This is a genomic window from Candidatus Amarolinea dominans (genome assembly GCF_016704685.1).
Lineage (GTDB): Bacteria > Chloroflexota > Anaerolineae > SSC4 > Amarolineaceae > Amarolinea > Amarolinea dominans.
Window position 1 is genome coordinate 305,064 of sequence record NZ_JADIZS010000002.1, and the last position, 20,636, is coordinate 325,699.

Here is a 20,636-nt window from a genome sequence, read left to right on the forward strand (position 1 = left end):
TGGGATGTAATTCATGAATAATTGGATGATGCGCTGTTGGAACAAGATCGTTCCGGCCGAAAGGGCGGTGCAGGCCGTCAAATCAGGGAATCGTGTGTTCTTGACCGGCAACTGCAGCGTTCCCCAACAACTGCTCAGCGCGCTGGTGGATCGCGCAGCCGCGGGCGAGGTTGAGAATGTCGAAATCGTGCAAGTCCTGACGATTGGTGATGCCAAATATGTGGCGCCGGAAATGGAAGGTAAGTTGCGCGTCAACACCCTCTTCATCAGCCATAACGTGCGCAGCGCGGTCAACGAGGGTCGCGCAGACTTCACGCCGGTCTTTCTATCAGAGATTCCACGCTTGTTCCGTAACGGCCAACTGCCGCTCGATGCCGCGCTGATTCACTGCTCGCCGCCCGATGAACATGGCTTCCTGTCGTTTGGGGTCGAGGTGGGCTTGACCAAACCGGCCGCCCAGAACGCGAAGATCGTCATTGCCGAAGTCAACGAATTCATGCCCCGCGCCCTGGGTGACAGCTTCATCCACATCAGCAAGGTGGACTACATGGTGCCGGTCAGCTACCATCTGCCGGAAGTGCCGCAGGGTACACCGGGCGAGCTGGAGAAGCGGATCGCCGAGCATATCGTGCATCTGATCCCCGACGGTGCGACCATGCAGATGGGCATTGGCGCCATTCCCGACGCCGTGCTGCACTTCCTCAGCAGCAAGCGTGACCTGGGCATTCACACCGAGCTTTTCTCTGATGGCGTCATCCCCCTGGTGGATGCCGGGATCATCAACAACGAGCGCAAGACGCTGCATCCAGGCAAAATCGTCGCCGGGTTCATCCTGGGCAGCCAGCGCCTGTATGAATTCGTGGACAACAACCCGATCGTCGAATTCCATCCGCAGGATTATGTCAACGATCCGTTCATCATCGCGCAGAACGACAACATGGTCTGCATCAACTCCGCCATCGAGGTGGACCTGACCGGACAGGTCTGCGCGGATTCGATCGGCACCAAGTTCTACAGCGGCGTCGGCGGCCAGTTGGACTTCATCTACGGCGCGTCACGCAGCAAGGGCGGCCGTCCCATCATCGCCCTGCCCAGCACCACCAAGAACGATACGGTTTCACGGATCGTCCCTACGCTGCAAACGGGCGCCGGTGTCACTACCAGCCGCAACCATATTCACTACGTGGTGACGGAGTACGGTGTGGCTGAGCTGTATGGCAAGACGATCCGCCAGCGCTGCCTGAACCTGATTCAGATCGCCCATCCCAAGTTCCGCGATCAACTGACCGCCTGGGCCAGGGAGCAGCACTACATCTGAGCCGCCAACGAGCATGTGACGATGGTGAAACATCGGTCGTCAAATGACGACAAGAAAGGTAGGGGACGGACGATGAACCAAAAAACGATGTTGATTACCGGCGCGACCGATGGTATTGGCAAGGCGACTGCACAGGCGTTGGCGATGCAGGGCCACACGGTCATTTTGCACGGCCGCAACGCGGCGCGGGGACAGGCAGCGGTTGACGAACTGAAGAAGGCTGCCGGCCACGACCGTGTGGATTTCATGGCCGCGGACCTCTCCTCCCTGCGCGAGGTGCGCCAGTTGGCGGCCGCGGTGCAGGCGAAGTATGAGCAGTTGCACGTGCTCATCAACAATGCCGGTGTGTTCATGAACGAGCGCCAACTCACCGAGGACGGTTTCGAGATGACCTTTGCAGTCAATCACCTGGCGCCGTTTCTGCTGACGCAGCAACTTCTGCCCCTGCTGAGGCAGAGCGCGCCGGCGCGCATCATCACGGTCAGCTCTGTGGCGCACCAGCGCGGCCGCATCAACTTCGACGACTTGCAGAGCGAGCGGGCCTTCAACGGCTACCGGGCGTATGCGCATTCCAAGCTGGCGAACGTGCTCTTTACGTATGAACTGGCCGCGCGCCTGGCCGGCGCGGGCGTCACCGCCAACTGTCTCCACCCCGGCGTGATTGGCACCAAACTGCTGCAGACCGGCTTTGGCATCGGCGGCGCGACGCCTGCGGAAGGCGCACGCACCTCGGTCTACCTGGCTTCTGCGCCCGAGGTGGAAACAGTCACCGGCGCGTATTTCGATGATCTGCGAGCCGTGCCCTCAGCGCCGCAGACACACGATGAGACCACACGCCGTCGCTTGTGGGAAATCAGCGAGCAACTGTGTCAATGAGAAAAATGAGAGGACCGGTATCCAGAAAGACGGGCAGCGCCTTCGTCATGCCTTGAGATTGACAGCATGGCTGGCGGTCCTGGGTCTGTGCGCTTTTCTCCTGAGAGACATGACCGGTGCGGCAGCCGGGCCGATCGCCCGCGTTCCGCCCGTCGCCGCCGAGATTTCTCAATTCGGCATTACGTGGACGTTCGACGACAGTTACCCCTACGGCCAGTTCGCCAACGGAGATTTCTGGGTGGCCGGCCCGGTGACGATCATCCAGATCTCCCCGGCGTCCATCATTTCTGGGACGCGCACCCTGCATGGCTCCATGATCAACCCCTCGCCCCGCAGCGGCCAAATCCAGGGCTACGACAGCGCGATGTATGGCGACTTTGGCCCCTATTTCGACGCGGCCCTGAACGTGGCCCGGCCCAACCAGCAGGACCTGTCTGCGCTCAACCCGCTGCTCGTACCGGCCAACTCATCGCTGGTGTCCAGCATCAGTGTGCCGCAGGCCGGCGCGCTGCCGCAGTTGCAAACCGCCGCCATCCTGACCGTCCTCCCTGCGCCCCCGCCGGCCGGCAGCTTTCGGCCTGCCTACAGTGGAAACGACAAAACGATCCGCTTCAATCGCAGCCAGCTCAACCATGCCCTGCTGAGCCGGCTGCCGCCGGTGAGTGGCACGCCCGACCTGGCTGCGGTCGAGCGCTTGTTCGAGCGCCCCTGGCTTGACCATGTGCCCAACTGGCCGGCCCGTTTCCTGCATCCCCTGGACAACATGCCCGATTACGGTCGCGAGATGTCCACTCAGGTTGGCATCGGCGCGCTCATGCTGCATCTGAACTTCAGCGACGCGGCCAAAGAAACGCTGCTGGTTCGTTTTGTGCAGTTGGGAATTGACCTGTACGGCGTTGCCCAGGATGGCGGCAATCACAACTGGCCGCCGGCCGGCGGCCAGACCAGTGGGCGCAAATGGCCCATTCTCTTCGCCGGGCTGCTGCTCAACGACGCCGCCATGCGCGGCATTGGCCCCGGCAATGGCACAGGCGCCGTGGAGTTCTCGGAAGATGGGCAGACCTTCTTCGTGACCCAGGCCGACATCGAACGCTCGCATGCGCCCGACACGCGCGGTTGTTACGCGGAGGAGTACACGCAGGCCGATTTGGGGTTGGCCGAATGGGGCATCTCCCATTCGACGGAGCCGGCCGGCGACAACCGGCCCTGGTGCGCGGCTTACCGCCAGTGCTGCACAGCCACTGCCTGGGCCGGCTTTGTGCTGGCGGCTCACATCATGAACGCCACGGACGACTGGCAGCACGACGCGCTGTTCGATTACCAGGACCGCTACATGGCAACCGAACCCCATGAGGGCTATCGCTGCTGGGACCCGTTCACCGAGGCGATGTGGGACGCTTATCGCGGCCACTACCCCAACCAACGTTCGCTGCACCTGCCGCTCGTATTACGCTGAGCAACCGCCGCAAGGGCTTCCACGAGTTCGGTCGAGCCGTCGGTCTGCGCCAACCGGCATCGCTTTCGCACCGGTTACTGGTACACGGATTGACACCGATCGTTTTTACATCCGTGTCCGTCCGCGTGAATCCGTGTACCAATGTATAGCAACTGTCAATCCACTACTCTACACACCAGTTCCCCTTGCCCGATGGGGACGATCAGCGCGTCCACGCGTGGATCGTGCAGGGCGGCGATTTACTTTTCATCAAGGGCGCGTGCGAGCAGATCGGCGACCTGGAGTTCATTGGCCCAGGTGCGCAAATAAGCGAGGTCGAGATCGCCAGCGCGGACTTTGAGAACGCCGAGAATATCACGCCACTGGCGCTCCGAGACTTCACCGCCCAGGCGATACCATTCCAGTTTGGCAAGGATGGTGTCTTCGGGGCTGGTCACGTAGACGCTTCGGTCGGGATCCGCTGTAATGACGGACGGCTGGCGTCGCTCCAATTGCATTTGGTCGAAGGGGCGCAGTTTACGGATGAAAATGTCCACTTTGAAGGCGGTTTCGTAGTGGATGAGGTTGAAGCTGCTGTGATGAACGATGGCTTCTCGGATCATTCCGTCGTCGGCGTAGAATTCCTGCGCGAGCGCGGCGACCAGCGTTGGGATGTGCGCCAGTTGCACGTCTGCCACGATGTCCGCGTCCAGCGTGGCGCGCATGACGCCATGCAGAGAACTGGCAAGCGAGCCGCCCACTGCGTAGGGGATTCCGATTTGCTCCAGCGCTTGTGTGACGAGCAGTACGACTCGCGCGATTTCACTTTGCATAGCCGTACACCTTGCGCGCCAGATCTTCGCCGAGTATCAATTCTGCCAACATGCGGCGAACTTCCCCGGGCGTGGCGGCGGGATGGCGCTGCTTGATCCCGCTGATTGCCAGCGTTCGCACGGTTTCGTTCAAGTCATTCACGATGGCGAGTTTCTTCCACGCGGGCATGCGCCGAATGAGTTGGATTTGCAGAGCCTCCACGGTAGGATGAGTATCGGAGAACAGGGCGTTCATGATAGATGGTTCCCTCTGGTGGTCATGATATTTCCTGTTTCATTCCTTTGGCTTGGCGCGGCGGGAAGAAGCCATTACTCATCGCTTCGGCTGCCCCTTTGCTATCCAAATGGAAAACAAAGATGCTTACATTATAGCATAATAGCATATGCCCAGGCCTACAGGCCTATCCTCCCCGCGCGGTTGTGCAGACAAGCCAGCCGATGCGCCAGCCCCACGATGGGATTGCGCTGCAAACCGAATTTCCTGTCGAGCAGGAGTTCAAGGGGTTGCCCCATGGTGGGCCTACGCCTCGCGCTTGATGGCGAATGCGTTTTCCAGTTTCTCGAACCCGATTTTGGGATAATACCCCATCGCCGCGGGCGCGGAGAGCAGGAGGAGGGTGCATTCCAACCCCGCGGCTTCCCGCGTGCGCCGCACAAGCTCCTTGCCGATGCCCGCACGCTGGTATGATTCATCCACGGCCAGGTCGGACAGGTAACAGCAGTAACTGAAATCGGTCACCGCGCGGGACACGCCGACGAGCCTGTCTCCATCCCAGGCGGTGACGATCAGATTGGCGTTGTCGAGCATGCGCTGCACGCGCTCGGCGCGGTCGAGCGGCCGCCGGGCGGCCAACGTGGAGCGCTGGAGCAGGTCAATGAACTGCTCGACGCTGATCTTCTCGTGGACTCGATACCGGATGTCTGGCATGGGTTTTCACCTCGCAGCGCGTCTCAGCGTGACAATGACTACAATGCGGGTGGGCAGAGGATACTCCTGCCACGAATGACACGAATTCACACGAAAACGAAAAACCAATTCGTGAAAATTCGTGAAATTCGTGGCGAAAACTGCTCCTACATGCTGCGCAGCTTGAGTTGGCGCAGGGCTTTCAACGGCGAGTCGGCGCGGCGGCCAAACTGATCCACCAGGCGACTGTACTGCTGGTAGAGCACCTCATAGACCGCGGCTGCGCCTGCGTCCGGCTGATAGGAAGCGGCCGGCACGCTGGCCATCGCCGCCACCGCGTCGCCCAGGCTGTCGAAGCCGCCGGCTGCCGAACCCGCGGCCGTGGCGCCCAGCATCGCCGCGCCCAGGCCGGTCGCCTGCTCTGTACCCGCCACTTCGATGGGCCGGTTCGTCACATCGGCATAGATTTGCATCAGCAGCCGGTTCTTGGTCAACCCACCGGTCGCCACCAGGCGCTCCACCGGCACCCCCTGGCTCGTGAAGGTCTCGATCACCAGCCGCGTGCCAAACGCCGTGGCCTCGATCAGGGCGCGGTAGACCTCTTCGGGCTTCGTGTTCAGGCTGTAGCCGAAAATCACCCCGGTCAGGTCTGCATCCACCAGCGGCGTGCGGCAGCCGTTCCACCAGTCCAGCGCCAGCAGCCCGCTGGCGCCGGGCGCCAACCGCGCCGCCCTGGCGCTCAACAGCTCGTGCAGACTCACGCCGCTGGCGCGCGCCTCATCCTCATACGCGGCCGGCGCGCCATGCTCGACGAACCAGGCGAAGATGTCGCCCACGCCGGCCTGCCCCGCCTCATAGCCGAACAGTCCCGGCACGATGCCATCCTCCACCACGCCGCTGATGCCTTCGGCCAGCGCGGCCTCGCGGCCCAGCAACATGTGACAGGTGCTGGTGCCCATAATCATCCCCAGCACGCCGGGCGTCCCCACGCCCATGCCCAGCGCGCCCGCGTGCGCATCAATCATCGCGACGCCCACCGCGACGCCGGCCGGTAAGCCCAAGCGGCCAGCCCAGGCCGGCGTTAGCCCACCGGCGTACGCGCCGGCCGGCAGCACCTCCGCGCTGAGCTTCTCTTCGACCACCGCGGCGAAACGTGGATGCAGCGCGGCCAGAAAATCAGCCGACGGGTAGCCCTCGCCCTTTGTCCAGCACGCCTTGTAGCCGGCCGCGCAGGCGTTGCGCCGCTCCTGCCCGCTGAGCTGCCAGACCAGCCAATCGCCGCCCTCGATGATGCGACTGGCCGCATCGTAGACCGAGGGCGCCTCCTCCAGGATGGACAGCGCCTTGGGCAGCAGCCACTCCGACGAAACTCGGCCGCCGTAGCGGGCCAGGAACGCTTCGCCACGCGCAACCGCCACCTGGTTGAAGCGGTCGGCCTGCGGCTGCGCGGCGTGGTGCTTCCACAGCTTGGGCCAGGCATGAGGCGTCTCGCGCCAGGCCGGCAGTTGGCACAGCGGCGTCCCGTCCGCGGTTGTCGGCAGGATCGTGCAGGCGGTGAAGTCCACGCCGATGCCGATGACCTGTTCTCCGGCCACGCCGGCCGCGGCCAGCACCTGCGGCACGATCGCTTCCAGCACGGTCAGCCAATCGGCCGGATTTTGCAGCGCCCAGTCTGCGCCCAGCGCGCGGCGTGAGCCTGGCAAATGTTCGTCAATCACACCGTCCGCATAGTCACAGACGGCCGTCGCCGCAATCAGTCCATCCGTGCGCACCAACAGCGCCCGCGCCGACTGCGTCCCGTAATCGAGTCCGATGGTGTATGTTCTGTTCACGATGCCCCCATTCCCCACCCTACCACTTCGTATACGCGTCGCTGCCCTTGCGATACTCGATGAACGGCTCGTTGATCTGCCGGGCGTAGACGCTGATCTGGCAGGCCTCTTCGAGTACGGAGGACCAAAAGAACGCTTCGTCGAGGGTCTGGCCGATGGCAAAGCTGCCGTGGCCGCGCAGCATGACGATCTTGTACTTCGACAACGTCTGCGCCACGTTCTTTGCCATCTCCGGCGTGCCGGAGGCGAACTCCTCGTAGATCACCGGCACCTTCTTGAGCAGATAGGACGCCTCGTTGTCAATCGGCACGATCTCATCGCGGGAGAGCGAATAGGCGATGGCCGCGCGGGGGTGACAGTGAACGATCGCCAGCGCTGGCGTGGCCTTGTAGACGGCGCGGTGAACCAGCAGCTCGGTGGAGGCCAGCGCCACCCCGCTGTCGTTGCGCTCCAGGTCGGTTTCCACCAGGTCGTGCGGCTGCAGGCGGCCCAACATCGCGCCCCGCCGTTTGATGACCAGGCGATCGCCCAGGCGCAGGCTCAAGTTGCCGCCGTGCGAGCTGATCAGGCCGGCCACATACAGATCACGGCCAATCTCCTGGAACTGCTTGAAGATGCGTTCGTCAATCATAAATTGCTCCCTACCCCGTCGGTCATCGCCTCCGGCGTGATTTCACCGCCTATCATCACATACGGGTCACGCGGTCAACTTCTCCAACCCCAACTCGGCCAGCTTGGCCGGTTTCGGCACGCCGGCCGCGTCCCAGCCGCGCGTCCGATAATACTCACGGCGCATCTGCTCCAGCTTCACCGTCCAACCGGCGCTGGGGCCGGCCGGCGCGGGTTCTTCCAGCAGGCGCCTGGGCAGCGTGTCGTCCGCCGCGGTGAAGCCCTCGCGCAGGTTGTACAGGCGCTCCAGGTTCCAGATGCGTTCGCCGGCCCGGATCAGGTCGCCCGTGGAGTAGGGCAGCCCGGTGACCGCGCTGAGCACGCGGGCGAAGTATTCATCGGCCACCGCCATGTTGGTGAACTTGCACAGCACCAGCGAGTCAATCGCGGCCGCGCTGTTCTGATGCAGCGTGACGTAGGCCGACTTGCCCTGCACCTGGAAGCGGTCAATCAGCTTGGGCAGGCCGAGCACCTCCAGCCCCAGCATGTTGCCGCGCATGTGGCAAGCGCCGCGGTTCGAGGTGGCGAAGAGCAGGCCCTGCCCCTGCATGCCGCGCGGGTCGTAGGCCGGCAGTTCCAGCCCCTTGACGCTCATCGAAAGCTCAGGCGCGCCGTACTTCGCGGCCAGGCGCCGGCTGCCCTCGGCCATGTCCGCGCCCAGGCCGCGGCGCAGCGCGATGTCTTCCACTGCCCCCGCCAGCAGGTCGGCCCGGCCAAAGCGCAGATCGCTGTCCACCAGCCCGCGCTCGCTCAGTTCCATCAGACAGCCGATGGTCGAGCCGACCGAGATGGTGTCCAGGCCAAAGTCGTTGCACAGCGAGTTGGCTTCGATGATCGCGGCCAGATCGCCGATACCGCACTGTGCGCCGAACGCCCAGACCGATTCGTACTCCGGCCCTTCGCCTGCCACCTTGTCGGTCTTGCTGATGCGCGTACAGGCGATGGGGCAGGCCCAGCAGGCCGCGTTGTCCACCAGGTAGCTGTCGCGCAGCGCCTCGCCGGAGATGGCCTCCGCGTGCTCAAACTGCACGGCCTGGAAGTTGCGCGTGGGCAGCGCGCCGATGGCGTTGATCAGGTTCATCACCACCGCGGTGCCAAATTCTGGCAGCGCCTGGCTGGTGAGCGGGCTGGCGCGCAGCATCTTGCGGCTTTCGTAGAGCAGGAACTTGAACCGCTCATCATCTTCGATCTCCGGCCGCGTCTTGCCTTCCACCACAATCGCCTTCAGATTCTTGCTGCCCATCACCGCGCCGGGGCCGCCGCGGGCCAGGGCGCGTTCGCCATCGTTCATGATGGCCGCCATCAGCCCCAGGTTCTCGCCAGCCGGGCCGATGCACAGGACATTGCGCCGGTTGTTGTTCTGCCCCAGGCGCTGCGTCACCTCTTTCACGCGCAAACCCCACAGCGGCGCCGCGTCCTGGATGCTCACCCCCGCCGGCGTGATTTCGATGAAGACGGGATGATCGGCGCGGCCGCGCACGATCAGCACATCGTAACCGGTCTTCTTGAACTGCATGCCCCAGAAGCCGCCGCTGTTGGCGTCAAGGATCGTGCCCGTCAGTGGACTCTTGGTGCTGACCGAAAAGCGATTACTGGTCTGGTAGCCGGTTCCGGTGAGCGGGCCGACGGCGAAGATCAGGACATTCTCCGGCGCCAGCGGCGCCACCTCCGGCCCCACCAGGTCCCACAGCAGCCGGCCGCCCAGGCCGCGGCCGCCGAGAAACTGCTGCGCCATGTCCATGTCCAGCGCATACGTCTTGGTCTCCCTGTTGGTCAGGTTGATATCTACCACGCTGCCGTTCCAACCATTCATCGCCCATTACCTCTTTGTTCTGAGATAGATCAAAAATAGCTCTGCTTGACATTGAACGCGGCCGCGATGGCCCTGATCTCCTCGGCTGTCAAGCCCTCGGCGCGGTTGCCGTTGACCAGGTTCATGAACTCGTAACGCGCCGCCGTCTCCACGTATTCGATGCGGTCAGCGGCCCGTTTCACCGATTGGTCCGAACGCGCCACAAGGCCGTGCTTGCACCACAACACCACCGGATGATCGCGCAGCGCGGCCAGCGTCGCGGTCATCAGATCGGCCGAACCGGGCGGGAAGAAAGGCGCAATACCCAACCCTTCCGGCAGGGTGATGATCGTCTCTGGCTGCCAGCGCAGCAGATGGCGGTTGAGATAGGTCTCGTCACGGTAGTCGGCAATGTGGCTCAAGTGGACGATATGCACCGGCTGCGCATGGACGACCGCATGGAAGTTGGTGCCCGAACGCCGAATCTGCTGGCGATGCACGGCCAGGTGTGAGTTGAACTCGCTGGTCAGCCGGGCAAAGAGCCGCCGCTGGGAGGTGTAGAGCGCGCCGGTAGCGCCGCCCTCGTTCACCACCAGCGCGCCCAAGTTGGCGGCCGGGTCGTGAATGATGTCGCGCAGTCGCCGGCCCGAACCGGTGACCAGGAACAGCCGGCCGGCCAGCTCAGGCACGGCCTCGGGCAGGGCGATGGTCTCGGCCTGCGGGAAGATGCGCCGCGGCTCCAGCGGCCAGCCGATGTAAACTGAGATGTTGCCGGCCGCGCCCTCCGAGGCTTCGATCTCGGACAGGCGCTGGCCCGCTTCGCCAATCGCCGCGATGAGCTCGGCAAGGTCTGGGTAAGGTACTTCAAGTGCCATGTGTTGTCGTTTCTCCTATTTTTTCGATCAACCGCGCCGCCTCAGCGGGCGCCAGGTAGCCGGCCGTCATCTCGAAGCGCAGCGCTGCGCCGCCGGTCAGTTGCCGCACATGCCCCTTGGCCTTCTCAGCCGTGTACCCTTCCGGCTCGGCCGTGGCAGGCAAACACAGCCCCAGCGCGTCCTGGTCAGCGGTGCGGCTGATCCAACGCACGCCATGATCGAGCTGCGCCGGCCGGTGGGAGACGATGTCGGCCGATCCGTCGGGGTGAACCTGCAGGGAATGCGCCCAGCCGTCCGCATCGGCCAGATAATCAATGAAAAACACCACCTCAGGATCGAACGCCAGGCCGGGCGCCAGCACATGGTGGCGTTCGGGATGCTGCGCCAGCTCCTCCAGAAACTCAGCGTACCCGGCCGGCGGCCTGATGTGCGACGGAATGCTGCGGCGCACGCGCACCGTCTGCGGCGTGCAGGCCGCGCTGTAGATCAAGCGCCCGTTGTCCACCGGCCGGAAGTTGATGTGCGCCAGGTACATCGTCTCCATCGGCGTCCGCTTGCGGTTCTCGATGGTGATCGAAATGAACGCTTGTCCGCGGCCCGCGACCAGGCGCACCTCCGGCCGCGCCACGTAGTGATGGCTGAACGCCATGATATGTTCGTACTCGCCGCTCAGCCCCAGGTACGCCCCCTGCGCATCTTCCCCCAGCACCAGCCAGGCGCGCTCGTAGGGCGCATTGGGTAGTTCACCATGCAGCGGATGGCTATCGGTCGCGCCGGGGACGCCCATGGCCGTTGCGCCGCAGTGAATCAGGAACCCGCCGTAGGTCTCCAGATAATTGCGCGTCGGTCGCGGCGCGCTGAACATGGACTTCATGGTCAGATCGCGACCGCCGAACGCGGCCGACCAGATCTGTTGACCCTGGAACGGCAGCATGACCAACTCGCCCAACTCGTTGCGCAGCCGCAGCGCGCAGACGCCGCTGTCGTAGCGAAACGTGCTGGCCGTCAGCGGCCCACATTCCACCAGCAGTCGCTCTCGCTCGCCAAAGACGGCGGGTGTCAAATGAACGTTCGTTCGTTTCATGTCAACGCTTCCAGGCGACCGAGCCGCTCATCCCGGTCGGGGCGCGGCCGCGGTTCGAACGCCTCGACTTCGAAGGAGCGGCGCACGAGGTTGCGACCCTCGGCCAGGGAGGCCAGGGCGCCGGTCGCCAGCATCTGCATCAGGATGTTGCCGATGGCGGTCGCTTCCACCGGCCCGGCGATGACCGGCCGGCCGGTGAAGTCGGCCGCCAGTTGATTGAGCAGGCGGTTCTGGCTGCCGCCGCCCACGATGTGCAGCGGCGCGGCCGTCCGGCCGGTCAACCCCTCGATGCGCGCCAGCGTGCTGCGATACTTCAGCGCCAGGCTCTCATAGACCACGGCCGCCAGCGCGCCGACGGTATCTGGAACAGGCTGGCCCGTGCGCTCACAAAAGGCGCGCACACGGCCGGGCATATCGCCAGGGGCTGCGAACTCGGCCGCGTCCACATCAATCACCGCCGTGGCCGGCATGGCTGCCCCGGCCGCGGCCACGATCTGATCCCACGACAGGGGGCGACCCGCGGCGGCCCAGGCGCGGCGACATTCCTGGATGATCCACAGCCCGGTGATGTTCTTCAGCAGGCGCACGGTGCCACACACGCCGCCTTCGTTGGTGACATTGGCGGCTAGGCTGGCCGCGTTGATGACCGGCGCCTGCGTTTCGACGCCCAGCAGCGACCAGGTGCCGGAGCTGAGGTAGGCGTAATCCGCGCCTTCTGCCGGCACCGCGGCCACCGCGCTCGCGGTGTCGTGACAGCCCGGAGCCACAACCAGCACGCCCTGCGCGCCGGTTTCCGCGGCCACGTGCGGCAGCAGATCGCCCAGGACCGTGCCCGGCTCCACGATGGGCGGCAAGATGTGCGTCGGCAAGCCAAGCCGCGCCAGCAGGTCAACGGCCCATTGACCGCGGTAGGGATCGAGAAACTGCGTCGTGCTGGCAATGGTGCGCTCGCTCAGCGCCCGGCCCGTCAACCAGTAGTTGAGCAGATCGGGCGTCAGCAGCAGGGTGGCGGCCGCGGTCAGGCCGGGGTCCTGGCGTTCGGCCAGGGCCAGGAGCTGATAGAGCGTGTTCAACTGCATGAACTGAATGCCGGTTGCGGCAAAGATCTCCTCGCGTGGCACGCGGCGGAACGCAGCCCCCATCATGCCATCGGTGCGGCTGTCCCGATAGTGGTAGGGATTGCCGAGCAGTTGGCCGCGGCCATCCAGCAGGCCAAAATCCACCCCCAGGTATCAATGCCCAGGCTGGTCAACCGGCCGCCGGCGGCCGCGGCCCGGCGCAGCCCCTCTTTGATCTCGGCGAACAGGCCCAGGATATTCCAGTGCAGACTGGTTCCCCCGTCGGCGCGCGGCAGTTGCACCGGCCCGTTGGCGAAGCGGTGCAGCTCGACCAGCGTCAGGCGTTCTCCGTCGAAGCGACCGACGATGGCCCGCCCCCCCGAAGCGCCGAGGTCAAGCGCAAGGTAATTGCGTGTAGACCGGTTCACGGTTCTCCTCGATCGGGAAAGCCTTTGCGCCCCTGCGCCGTGGCGTCTTTGCGTTTGGGCTTTTTCGTGTCAAAGCTTCCGTCCCAGCATCAGCTTGGCGTTGTTTTCACCACCGTTGGCGGCGTAAAGCAACGGCAGCGGCCGATCCACCCCTTCGATGAACGCTGGGCGGGCGCTCCAGTTGGCCTGCGACAGGACGCAGTTCAAGTCCATCCAGTATTGCAGCCGTGCCGGGCTGAGTCCCTGCACCATGTGAAAATGGTTGGCCGGCGGCAGATGCTTGTACTCGCCCATCGTGGCGTACTTGGGCACCACAAACGTGTGCGGCCATTGCGGCGTGGTGGCTTTGCACAGCGCGGTGGCGAGCGGTTCGGGCACGCCGGCCGAACTGGCCTCGTCCCAGCTCATACTAAAAATGCCGCAGAGGTCGCTGAAAGTCAGGCGCCCGGCAATACCGGTCAGGCCACCCGGCGAGATGAAGGTGACCGAGTTGCCCATGCCGGGGAAGTAGCCGGAATCGGCCAGCGGCATACTGACGGCGGCCATGATCTCGTCCACGCTGGCGCCCGGCGCCGCGGCCCAATCGAACGACGCACTGCCAGAGTTATCGCCATCCACCAGGCCCTTGTTCGCCCAGGTCGCGTCGGGCAGACTGAAATCAAGTTTCTGCGCCAGCGCCTTCAATTCCCACGGCTCCCACACCTTGCGGAAATCCATGAAGAGGGGCGGAGCGCCGCCGGTCAAACCGGACATGAAGAGCATGGTGAGCAGCCCTTGCATGTCGGCCTCGGTGGCGAAGGGGACCGGCGTCTTGCGGCCGTTGTGATCGAAGGTCGAGTTGAAGAAGGACTCCATGGCGTCGGCCACCGGCAGCGGAATACCCCGCAGATCGGAGCCCCATTCGAGCTGGCTCATGAAGCCGCCACCCACCGCGTTCAGGTCAGTCAACAGATTGCGCGTGATCAGGTAGAGCGCCAGGCTCTGATCGAACCGGTCCGAGTCCACCTGGTCGCGCAGTTCCAGCCGTTGGCCCAGGTGATGATCCACGAAACCCCGCAGCGCCTTGAGTTCGGCCGCGTCATAGGCTTTCCTGGCGAGCATGTCGGAGAGCAGCTTCATGTCCAGGCGGGTGATTTCCACGCCAAACTGACGCCGCGTGGGGATGACGTGCGCGAGCGCGGTTTCCATGCCCATGCTGTCATGGCCGAAGATGACCACGCGGCGCCCCTTCAGCGCCTGGGTAGTCACGGCCGCGTAGGCCCAATCCACCAGCGCCTGCGCCGTGCCCTCGCTCATCGGCGGGTTCATGCCGCTGTCAGGCCATGAGCCTACGTTGAGGTGCGAGAGCTTGCCGTACTGCGCCAGCGCGCCGTTGACCGCGTGCGCAAAGACGACCCCAGGTTTGGGGCCGGAATTTCCACAGGTGAAGTTGATCGGGGTATCCCTGGGGAATTGAGCGAGCAGCGAAATCACGCTGAGCTGCGGAAAGGCCCAGGTGTCGGGTGTACAGACCAGGATCTTGACGCCGGCGTCCTGAAACTGCTTGGCGACCGCATCCGCCTGCGGTTCGCCGTCCACCAGGGTGGGCGACCAGACGACTTTGACCGCCGAGCCGTCAGGAAGTTTGACCCGATCGGCCAGCATGTCAGCCACCATCTGGCAGATGTTGCGGCAGCGTTGGCGGCTGGCGGCATCAATGCGCGGGTCGCCGGCCACGAACACGCCGATCGCGGGGGTGTTGTGCGCGACTGCGGGGACAGAATCGGAAAGAGCCATCGCTTTTTGCATGGTTGGTCTCCCTGCAATTGTGTCGTTGTCCATGAGCCATTTTTGTCAGCAGGGCGAGCCGCGGCTCATGGCCGCCGAATGAATTCGGGGCGAATGGGCGTTCCGCCGGGCGTCCACCTGCGTGGACGGGAGGCACCTGGCGGGGAAGCCCGGCGGCGGTTTTCCCCCGGGGGGGGGGGGGGGCCGCCGAGGGGGGGGGGGGGGGGCCGCCGGCGTCCACCTGCGTGGACGCGCTGGTCGGCGCAGGCCGACCTGGCGGCGGAACGCCCGTCAGGCGCGATTTCAATCGCTCCCTAACGCTCTCCCTGACGATCAATCGTACAGGAGCGGCTTCATCTCTTCCGAGTCCACGTTGGTCTTATCCCACCACTTGAACCCGGTGTCAATGTTCTTCTCGACCTTCTCGCCCTTGATCGCCTTGACCGCGGCTTCGACAGCCTTGTAGCCGATGCCGACCGGGTCCTGGGTGATGGCGCCAGCCATCAGGCCATCGCGCACAGCCTGCTTTTGCAGCTTGCCGGCGTCATAGCCGATCACCACGATCTTACCGCTCTTGTTCATCTCCGTGACCGCGTTGATCACGCCGACGGCCGAGCCTTCATTGGCGCCGAAGAAGCCCTTCAGATCAGGATTGGCCTGCATGATCGCCTTGGCCAGGTCGGTGGACTTGGCATGGTCGCCGCCGCCGTACTGCACATCCACGATCGTGATGTTCGGGTACTTCTCCTTGATGCGATTGACGAAGCCATCGCGGCGGTCAATGCCGGTGCGGCTGGTCTGATCATGCACGATGACCGCGATCTTGCCCTCGTTGTTGATCAACGCGGCCATCTTGTCCGCGGCAAACGCGGCCGCGGCGATGTTGTCGGTGGCGGCCGTTGCGACCGGGATATCGCTGTCCACGCCGGAGTCGAAACCGACAACCGGGATGTTGGCGGCCTTGGCCTTCTCCAGCAGCGGGATCAGGGCCTTGCTATCGAGCGCAGCCAGACAGAGCGCCTTGGGGTTCTTGGCGAGCGCAGCCTCCACCATCTCAACCTGCTTGTCAACCTGGCTTTCTGATTCCGGCCCTTCGAAGGTGATCTTCACATTGTAATCCTTCGCGGCCTGCTCAGCGCCCATCTTGACGGCCTGCCAGAACTGATGCTGGAAGCCCTTGGAAATCACAGGGATGTAAATATCCCCGGAGGCGGCTGGCGTGGGGGCGGCGGTCCCGCACCCGGTCAGCAGCGATGCAACAACCAACAGGGTCAGTACAACGAACCAATTCTTCTTCATACGTTCTGCTCCTTCTGTGTGCAACGAAACTTATTGTCAAGCCCACAATGGGCCTCAGGGATGCTCAAGCATGAATTCCAACCGCTCATCACTTGAACGATCCCCTAACAACCAACAGAGTATTGCCGTCACCCCTGCCCGCGCCTACGTGTTCCGGCGCCGCACGATGTCGGCGTACACCGCGAAGATGACGATCACACCGGTCACCACCATCTGCCATTCCTGCGGCACAGCCATGATGCGCAGGCCGTTGGTCAGCGTGCTCATGATGAACGCGCCGATGATGGTGCCCAGGATGGTGCCTTCACCGCCGCTCAGCGAGGTGCCGCCAATCACCGCCGCAGCGATGGCGTCCAGTTCATAGCCGGCGCCCAACGCGGGCTGTGCGGAGTTGAGGCGCGCGGCCATCAGCACGCCGCCTAAACCGGCGAACAGGCCACAAAGCGAGTAGACGGCGATCTTCCATGTGTCCACATTGACGCCGGAGAGGCGCGTGGCCTCTTCGTTGCTGCCCATCGCAAAGGTGTAGCGGCCCAGGATCGTCTTGCTCAGGATCAGGCTGGCCACCAACGCGGCGCCGAAGAGAATCAGCACGGCGTTGGGAATATCAAAACCGGGAATGAGGCGGCCCAGGATGGACCCCATCGCAATCTGGTTGAACGCGGGGGTATCGAGCAGATAGACCGGCTTGGAGTGTGACAGGATCAGCGACAGGCCTTTGGTGATCATCATCATGCCCAGGGTGGCGATGAAGGGCGGGATCTTCATCTTCGCGATGACGATGCCGTTGACCATGCCGCACAGGGTGCCCGCCAGCAGGCCACCGATGACGCCGACCCCTACCGGCAGTCCCAGGTCAACGATGAACACGCCGCTCATCACCGCGGAGAAGGTCAACACCGTGCCGATGGAGAGATCAATGCCGCCGGTGACAATGACAAAGGTGACGCCCAGGGCCAGCACGCCGTTGACCGCGGTCGAAAGCAGAATGGCGACAACGTTGTCGAACTGGCGGAAGTAGGGCGATGCCAGCGAAAAGCCGATGAAGATCACGATCAGGCCGGCAAAGGCCAAAATCTTCTGCATGGCGTCGGGGCGGATCAGCACTCGTTTGGCGGTCGTCGCCGGTGTTGTCTTGCTAGTCATGGCTCAACCTTCCTCGCTTGCGGTCGTCGCCGCGGCTGCGTCAACAATACTGCCGCGCTGCGTTGCATATTTCATGATCCGTTCCTGCGTGGCTTCAGCCGCGGTCAGCTCACCGGTGATCCGACCCTCGCACATCACCACGATGCGATGACTCATGCGTAGAATTTCGGGTAGTTCCGACGAGATCATCATGATGGCCTTGCCCTGCTGCGCCAACTCGTTCAACAGCCGGTAAATCTCGCTCTTGGCGCCGACATCAATGCCGCGGGTCGGCTCGTCGAAAATCAGAATGTCAGTATCGGCGGTCAGCCACTTGCCGACAATGACTTTCTGCTGATTGCCGCCGGAAAGGTTGCGCACACGCTGCCTGAGTCCGGGCGTCTTGATGGCCAACGCCTGGACGTGCTCCTGCGCCGTCTTGTGAGTCCGGTTCGTGTTGACCCAACCCAGCCCGTTGATGAACTTACGCAGCGAGGCCAGGGCAATGTTGGTTTCCACGTCCAGGCCCAGCGCCAGGCCGTAGCGTTTGCGATCCTCAGACAGATAGGCGATGCCATGCCTGACCGCGTCGCGCGGATGCCTGATCTGCACCGACTGGCCCTTGATGACCATCTGGCCGGAATCGTACGGGTCGGCGCCGAAGATGGCGCGCGCCACCTCGGTGCGACCGGCGCCCATCAGCCCGGCAAACCCCAGGATTTCGCCCTTCTTGAGGCGAAAATTGATGTCGCGCAACACCCTGCCCCGATTCAGGCCCTTCACTTCCAGCGCGATATCCTGGCTGGGCCTTTCCGGCAGCTCCGGGGTGGACTCGAAGATCGTGCGGCCCACCATCAGGCTGATGATCTGGTCAATCGTCACTTCTTTGGTGTTGACGGTGTCAATCGTGCGGCTATCGCGCATCACCGTGATGCGATCGGAGATCTGTTTCAACTCCTCCAGGCGGTGCGAGATATGCACGATGCCCACGCCCTTTGCCCGCAGTTGGCGCACGATACGGAAAAGATCGTCTATTTCCGATTCCGTCAGCGCGGCGGTCGGCTCGTCCATGATGAGCACTTCAGAGTTGAACGACAGGGCCTTGGCAATTTCTACCATCTGCTGCATGGCGACGGTGAGATCGGCCACTTTCGTGCGCGGGTTCAGTTTCAGGTGCATCATCTCGAAGAGCTGCTCGGCCTTCTTGTTGGTCGCATCGTCGTCTACGAGGAAGCGGACGCCGCGCCGCGGTTCGCGGCCGATGAAGATGTTCTGCGCCACGGTCAGGTGCGGCATCAGGTTCAATTCCTGGTGAATGATGCTGATGCCCAAGTCCTGCGCCGCGCGTGGGTTGGGGATGTCCACTTCCTGGCCCCTGTAATAGATGCGGCCCGCGTCCTTGCGGTAGACGCCGGAGAGAATCTTCATCAGGGTGGATTTGCCTGCGCCGTTCTCACCGACCAGGGCATGCACCTCGCCGGGACGCAGTTCGAAGTGCGCCTGATCCAGCGCATGAACGCCAGGAAAGCTCTTGTCAATCCCTTCCATCACCACGAGGGTTTCACTCATGCGTCGTCCTCCTTGCCCTGATGTGACAATCTACGGCTGGGATCGCGGCCGGGTCGCTTCGATCATCGCGACGAAATTCGCGGGCGGGATAGCGTCCGAAATTCCGCGGGGCGAACCGGGCACGTAGCCTCCCTGCCCCGCCAAGCGCCGGCACGTCTCGGCAACGGTCGCCTCGATCTTCTCACGCGGTCCTTCGATCAGCAGAGTTTCGGAGATGCCGCCCATGAGAACCAACCTGCCCGCCCAGGCCGCGTGCAGCGCATCCAGGTCATTGAACGCCGGATCCAGGCCGTGAATTGCCCGGAAACCGGCCTGCTGCACAAAGGGCAGCGCGGCCGCCACCTGACCGGTGGAATGAAGCACCGCGGGCACGCCGTGCTCCAGCACCGGGGCAATCAGGCGTTGCAGGCGGCCTGGCGCCAGTTGGGCAAATAACTCCGGCGGCAAAGCCAAACCCTGGTCGTTGGCCACGTCATCGGCGATCAAGACAAAGGCCAAATCATCGGCGAAACGATCGCAAACAGCGCGGATCAGGCGTTCACCATGCGCCGCCAGCAAATCCATCACCCGCTCCAGGAGAGGCAAATCAGCCGCGCCGCGGCCGTTCAACGAGCGCAGCGCATTGGCAAAACAGCCGCTGAAACTGGCGAAGACCCCCACGCCGGCGCCTTGCGCGGCCCGCAGATAGCGCTCCAGTTGGCCCAGTTGCCAGGCCAATGGCGCAGGCTCCAACCGCGCCATATCGGTGACAGAGACGACAGCATCGTCAGCCCAGGTTTCGGCGTGCCAGGCAAACTCGCAGCCAACCGCATCCAGGCCCACATGCTGGGCGAACTCGACCTGCGCCTCAGGAGGCGCTGCGAAGGCGCCGGAACGGCCGGCCGCAACCTCCTGTTTCAGTGGTCGTTCCAACACATACTCGTACACATTGCGCCCACCGATACGCAGCTCCACGCGCGGCGGACGATCTGCCTCACGGAAATTGAACACCTGCCGTAGACGGCCCAGATCCGGTTTGTCCGGCGCCAGCGGCGCCGTGCGCCGGCCGTGGCGCCGGCGTCCATCGGTCGTGCGGCCGGCTTCCAGTCCCGCCAATCCAGCAGATTCCTCCGGCGCCAGTGGCTTGACCAGGAACTCCCTGGGGGGGACGAGACCCTCCAGGGGCAGACTCAGCGTAGAATGTTGAGGCTCTTTCAAGGTGCTGCCACACGAGTAGCGCACCACCATGCGCACCGGCAACACCACACGCCGCGGCTTCAAGGGTACGGGCGATTCCAGGCGGCTCAGCAGGAGTTGGGCCGCGTTGGCCCCCATGTCGTAGGCCGGCTGCGCAATGACGGTGAGAAAGGGGAAAAACTTGACGGCGTGAGGTAAATCGTCGAAGCAGACCAACGCTACATCTTGTGGAATGCGCAGGCCCAGTTTGCCCAAGGCCCCGATTACACCGATGGCGATGGCGTTGTTGGCCGCAAAGATCGCCGTCGGCGTGTTGCCCTCACGCCAGAGCTGGTTGGTCAGCTCATCACCGGCTCGCCAGTTGAAGCCCCCCCGGCGAATCAAGCACGGGTCAGGTTCGATGCCGGCATCTGCCAGCGCCCGGCAGTAGCCAACGATGCGATCCTCGGCTGTGGGCGCGCCCTCCGGCCCTGACAGCATGGCAATGCGGCGGTGGCCAAGATCAATCAAGTGACTGGTCAAGGCATAGGCGCCAGACAAGGAATCGCCATACACCATGTCCAGGTCCCAGCCAATGATGCGCCGATCAATCA

General features: G+C 63.8%; 18 protein-coding genes. 3 read left to right on the plus strand and 15 right to left on the minus strand.

All coding sequences use genetic code 11. The features are described from left to right. The first annotated feature begins 13 nt into the window (after window positions 1-13). From IPF85_RS02910 to IPF85_RS02920, 3 genes are all read left to right on the plus strand, one after another. The gene (locus IPF85_RS02910) at window positions 14-1,318 is read left to right on the plus strand and encodes an acetyl-CoA hydrolase/transferase C-terminal domain-containing protein (protein ID WP_343406564.1); all 1,305 of its coding nucleotides are present in this window, start codon (window positions 14-16) and stop codon (window positions 1,316-1,318) included. A 72-nt stretch (window positions 1,319-1,390) separates the two neighbouring features. Continuing rightward, complete coding sequence (locus IPF85_RS02915; protein WP_343406565.1) at window positions 1,391-2,194, plus strand: SDR family oxidoreductase; 804 nt, start codon at window positions 1,391-1,393, stop codon at window positions 2,192-2,194. Between the two features lie 109 nt (window positions 2,195-2,303). After that, window positions 2,304-3,650: a hypothetical protein gene (locus IPF85_RS02920; protein ID WP_343406566.1), complete on the plus strand. Its 1,347-nt coding sequence runs from the start codon at window positions 2,304-2,306 to the stop codon at window positions 3,648-3,650. A gap of 239 nt (window positions 3,651-3,889) precedes the next feature. Here IPF85_RS02920 and IPF85_RS02925 read toward each other — a convergent pair whose 3' ends face one another. From IPF85_RS02925 to IPF85_RS02995, 15 genes are all read right to left on the minus strand, one after another. Next, window positions 3,890-4,462 carry a hypothetical protein gene (locus tag IPF85_RS02925; RefSeq protein ID WP_343406567.1) on the minus strand — a complete coding sequence of 191 codons (573 nt, stop codon included), beginning with the start codon at window positions 4,460-4,462 and terminating at the stop codon, window positions 3,890-3,892. After that, a complete protein-coding gene (locus tag IPF85_RS02930; protein ID WP_343406568.1) occupies window positions 4,452-4,697 on the minus strand; it encodes a hypothetical protein in 246 nt (81 codons plus the stop codon). Before IPF85_RS02930 ends, IPF85_RS02925 begins: the two co-directional genes overlap by 11 nt. Window positions 4,698-4,982: 285 nt before the next feature. After that, a complete protein-coding gene (locus IPF85_RS02935) occupies window positions 4,983-5,390 on the minus strand; it encodes a GNAT family N-acetyltransferase (protein WP_343406569.1) in 408 nt (135 codons plus the stop codon). Window positions 5,391-5,536: 146 nt separating this feature from the next. After that, a complete protein-coding gene (locus tag IPF85_RS02940; protein ID WP_343406570.1) occupies window positions 5,537-7,201 on the minus strand; it encodes a ribulokinase in 1,665 nt (554 codons plus the stop codon). 19 nt (window positions 7,202-7,220) lie between these two features. Further along, on the minus strand, window positions 7,221-7,832 hold the full coding sequence (locus tag IPF85_RS02945; RefSeq protein ID WP_343406571.1) for an aldolase: 612 nt from the start codon (window positions 7,830-7,832) through the stop codon (window positions 7,221-7,223). A 66-nt stretch (window positions 7,833-7,898) separates the two neighbouring features. Continuing rightward, window positions 7,899-9,683 carry an aldehyde ferredoxin oxidoreductase family protein gene (locus tag IPF85_RS02950; protein ID WP_343406572.1) on the minus strand — a complete coding sequence of 595 codons (1,785 nt, stop codon included), beginning with the start codon at window positions 9,681-9,683 and terminating at the stop codon, window positions 7,899-7,901. Window positions 9,684-9,712: 29 nt separating this feature from the next. After that, complete coding sequence (locus tag IPF85_RS02955; RefSeq protein ID WP_343406573.1) at window positions 9,713-10,537, minus strand: class II aldolase/adducin family protein; 825 nt, start codon at window positions 10,535-10,537, stop codon at window positions 9,713-9,715. Beyond that, window positions 10,527-11,621 (minus strand): DUF4432 family protein, encoded by a 1,095-nt coding sequence (locus IPF85_RS02960; RefSeq protein ID WP_343406574.1) that lies wholly within the window; start codon window positions 11,619-11,621, stop codon window positions 10,527-10,529. Before IPF85_RS02960 ends, IPF85_RS02955 begins: the two co-directional genes overlap by 11 nt. Further along, on the minus strand, window positions 11,618-12,844 hold the full coding sequence (locus tag IPF85_RS02965; protein ID WP_343406575.1) for a rhamnulokinase family protein: 1,227 nt from the start codon (window positions 12,842-12,844) through the stop codon (window positions 11,618-11,620). The genes IPF85_RS02960 and IPF85_RS02965 overlap by 4 nt, the downstream gene beginning before the upstream one ends. Further along, window positions 12,763-13,107 carry a hypothetical protein gene (locus IPF85_RS02970; protein ID WP_343406576.1) on the minus strand — a complete coding sequence of 115 codons (345 nt, stop codon included), beginning with the start codon at window positions 13,105-13,107 and terminating at the stop codon, window positions 12,763-12,765. Before IPF85_RS02970 ends, IPF85_RS02965 begins: the two co-directional genes overlap by 82 nt. Window positions 13,108-13,176: 69 nt before the next feature. Beyond that, a complete protein-coding gene (locus IPF85_RS02975) occupies window positions 13,177-14,895 on the minus strand; it encodes a hypothetical protein (protein ID WP_343406577.1) in 1,719 nt (572 codons plus the stop codon). A gap of 312 nt (window positions 14,896-15,207) precedes the next feature. Beyond that, complete coding sequence (locus tag IPF85_RS02980; RefSeq protein WP_343406578.1) at window positions 15,208-16,173, minus strand: ABC transporter substrate-binding protein; 966 nt, start codon at window positions 16,171-16,173, stop codon at window positions 15,208-15,210. 144 nt (window positions 16,174-16,317) lie between these two features. After that, window positions 16,318-17,319: an ABC transporter permease gene (locus tag IPF85_RS02985; protein ID WP_343406579.1), complete on the minus strand. Its 1,002-nt coding sequence runs from the start codon at window positions 17,317-17,319 to the stop codon at window positions 16,318-16,320. A 3-nt stretch (window positions 17,320-17,322) separates the two neighbouring features. Beyond that, window positions 17,323-18,867 (minus strand): sugar ABC transporter ATP-binding protein, encoded by a 1,545-nt coding sequence (locus IPF85_RS02990; protein ID WP_343406580.1) that lies wholly within the window; start codon window positions 18,865-18,867, stop codon window positions 17,323-17,325. 30 nt (window positions 18,868-18,897) lie between these two features. Continuing rightward, on the minus strand, window positions 18,898-20,636 hold a 1,739-nt coding region (locus IPF85_RS02995), incomplete at its 5' end, for a substrate-binding domain-containing protein (RefSeq protein ID WP_343406581.1).

What these genes read in the sequence shown, in the direction of transcription:
- IPF85_RS02910 (WP_343406564.1), top strand. Translation starts at nt 14, where the DNA reads ATGAATAATTGGATGATGCGCTGTTGGAACAAGATCGTTCCGGCCGAA.
- IPF85_RS02915 (WP_343406565.1), top strand. Translation starts at nt 1,391, where the DNA reads ATGAACCAAAAAACGATGTTGATTACCGGCGCGACCGATGGTATTGGC.
- IPF85_RS02920 (WP_343406566.1), top strand. Translation starts at nt 2,304, where the DNA reads ATGACCGGTGCGGCAGCCGGGCCGATCGCCCGCGTTCCGCCCGTCGCC.
- IPF85_RS02925 (WP_343406567.1), bottom strand. Translation starts at nt 4,462, where the DNA reads ATGCAAAGTGAAATCGCGCGAGTCGTACTGCTCGTCACACAAGCGCTG.
- IPF85_RS02930 (WP_343406568.1), bottom strand. Translation starts at nt 4,697, where the DNA reads ATGAACGCCCTGTTCTCCGATACTCATCCTACCGTGGAGGCTCTGCAA.
- IPF85_RS02935 (WP_343406569.1), bottom strand. Translation starts at nt 5,390, where the DNA reads ATGCCAGACATCCGGTATCGAGTCCACGAGAAGATCAGCGTCGAGCAG.
- IPF85_RS02945 (WP_343406571.1), bottom strand. Translation starts at nt 7,832, where the DNA reads ATGATTGACGAACGCATCTTCAAGCAGTTCCAGGAGATTGGCCGTGAT.
- IPF85_RS02950 (WP_343406572.1), bottom strand. Translation starts at nt 9,683, where the DNA reads ATGAATGGTTGGAACGGCAGCGTGGTAGATATCAACCTGACCAACAGG.
- IPF85_RS02955 (WP_343406573.1), bottom strand. Translation starts at nt 10,537, where the DNA reads ATGGCACTTGAAGTACCTTACCCAGACCTTGCCGAGCTCATCGCGGCG.
- IPF85_RS02960 (WP_343406574.1), bottom strand. Translation starts at nt 11,621, where the DNA reads ATGAAACGAACGAACGTTCATTTGACACCCGCCGTCTTTGGCGAGCGA.
- IPF85_RS02975 (WP_343406577.1), bottom strand. Translation starts at nt 14,895, where the DNA reads ATGCAAAAAGCGATGGCTCTTTCCGATTCTGTCCCCGCAGTCGCGCAC.
- IPF85_RS02980 (WP_343406578.1), bottom strand. Translation starts at nt 16,173, where the DNA reads ATGAAGAAGAATTGGTTCGTTGTACTGACCCTGTTGGTTGTTGCATCG.
- IPF85_RS02985 (WP_343406579.1), bottom strand. Translation starts at nt 17,319, where the DNA reads ATGACTAGCAAGACAACACCGGCGACGACCGCCAAACGAGTGCTGATC.
- IPF85_RS02990 (WP_343406580.1), bottom strand. Translation starts at nt 18,867, where the DNA reads ATGAGTGAAACCCTCGTGGTGATGGAAGGGATTGACAAGAGCTTTCCT.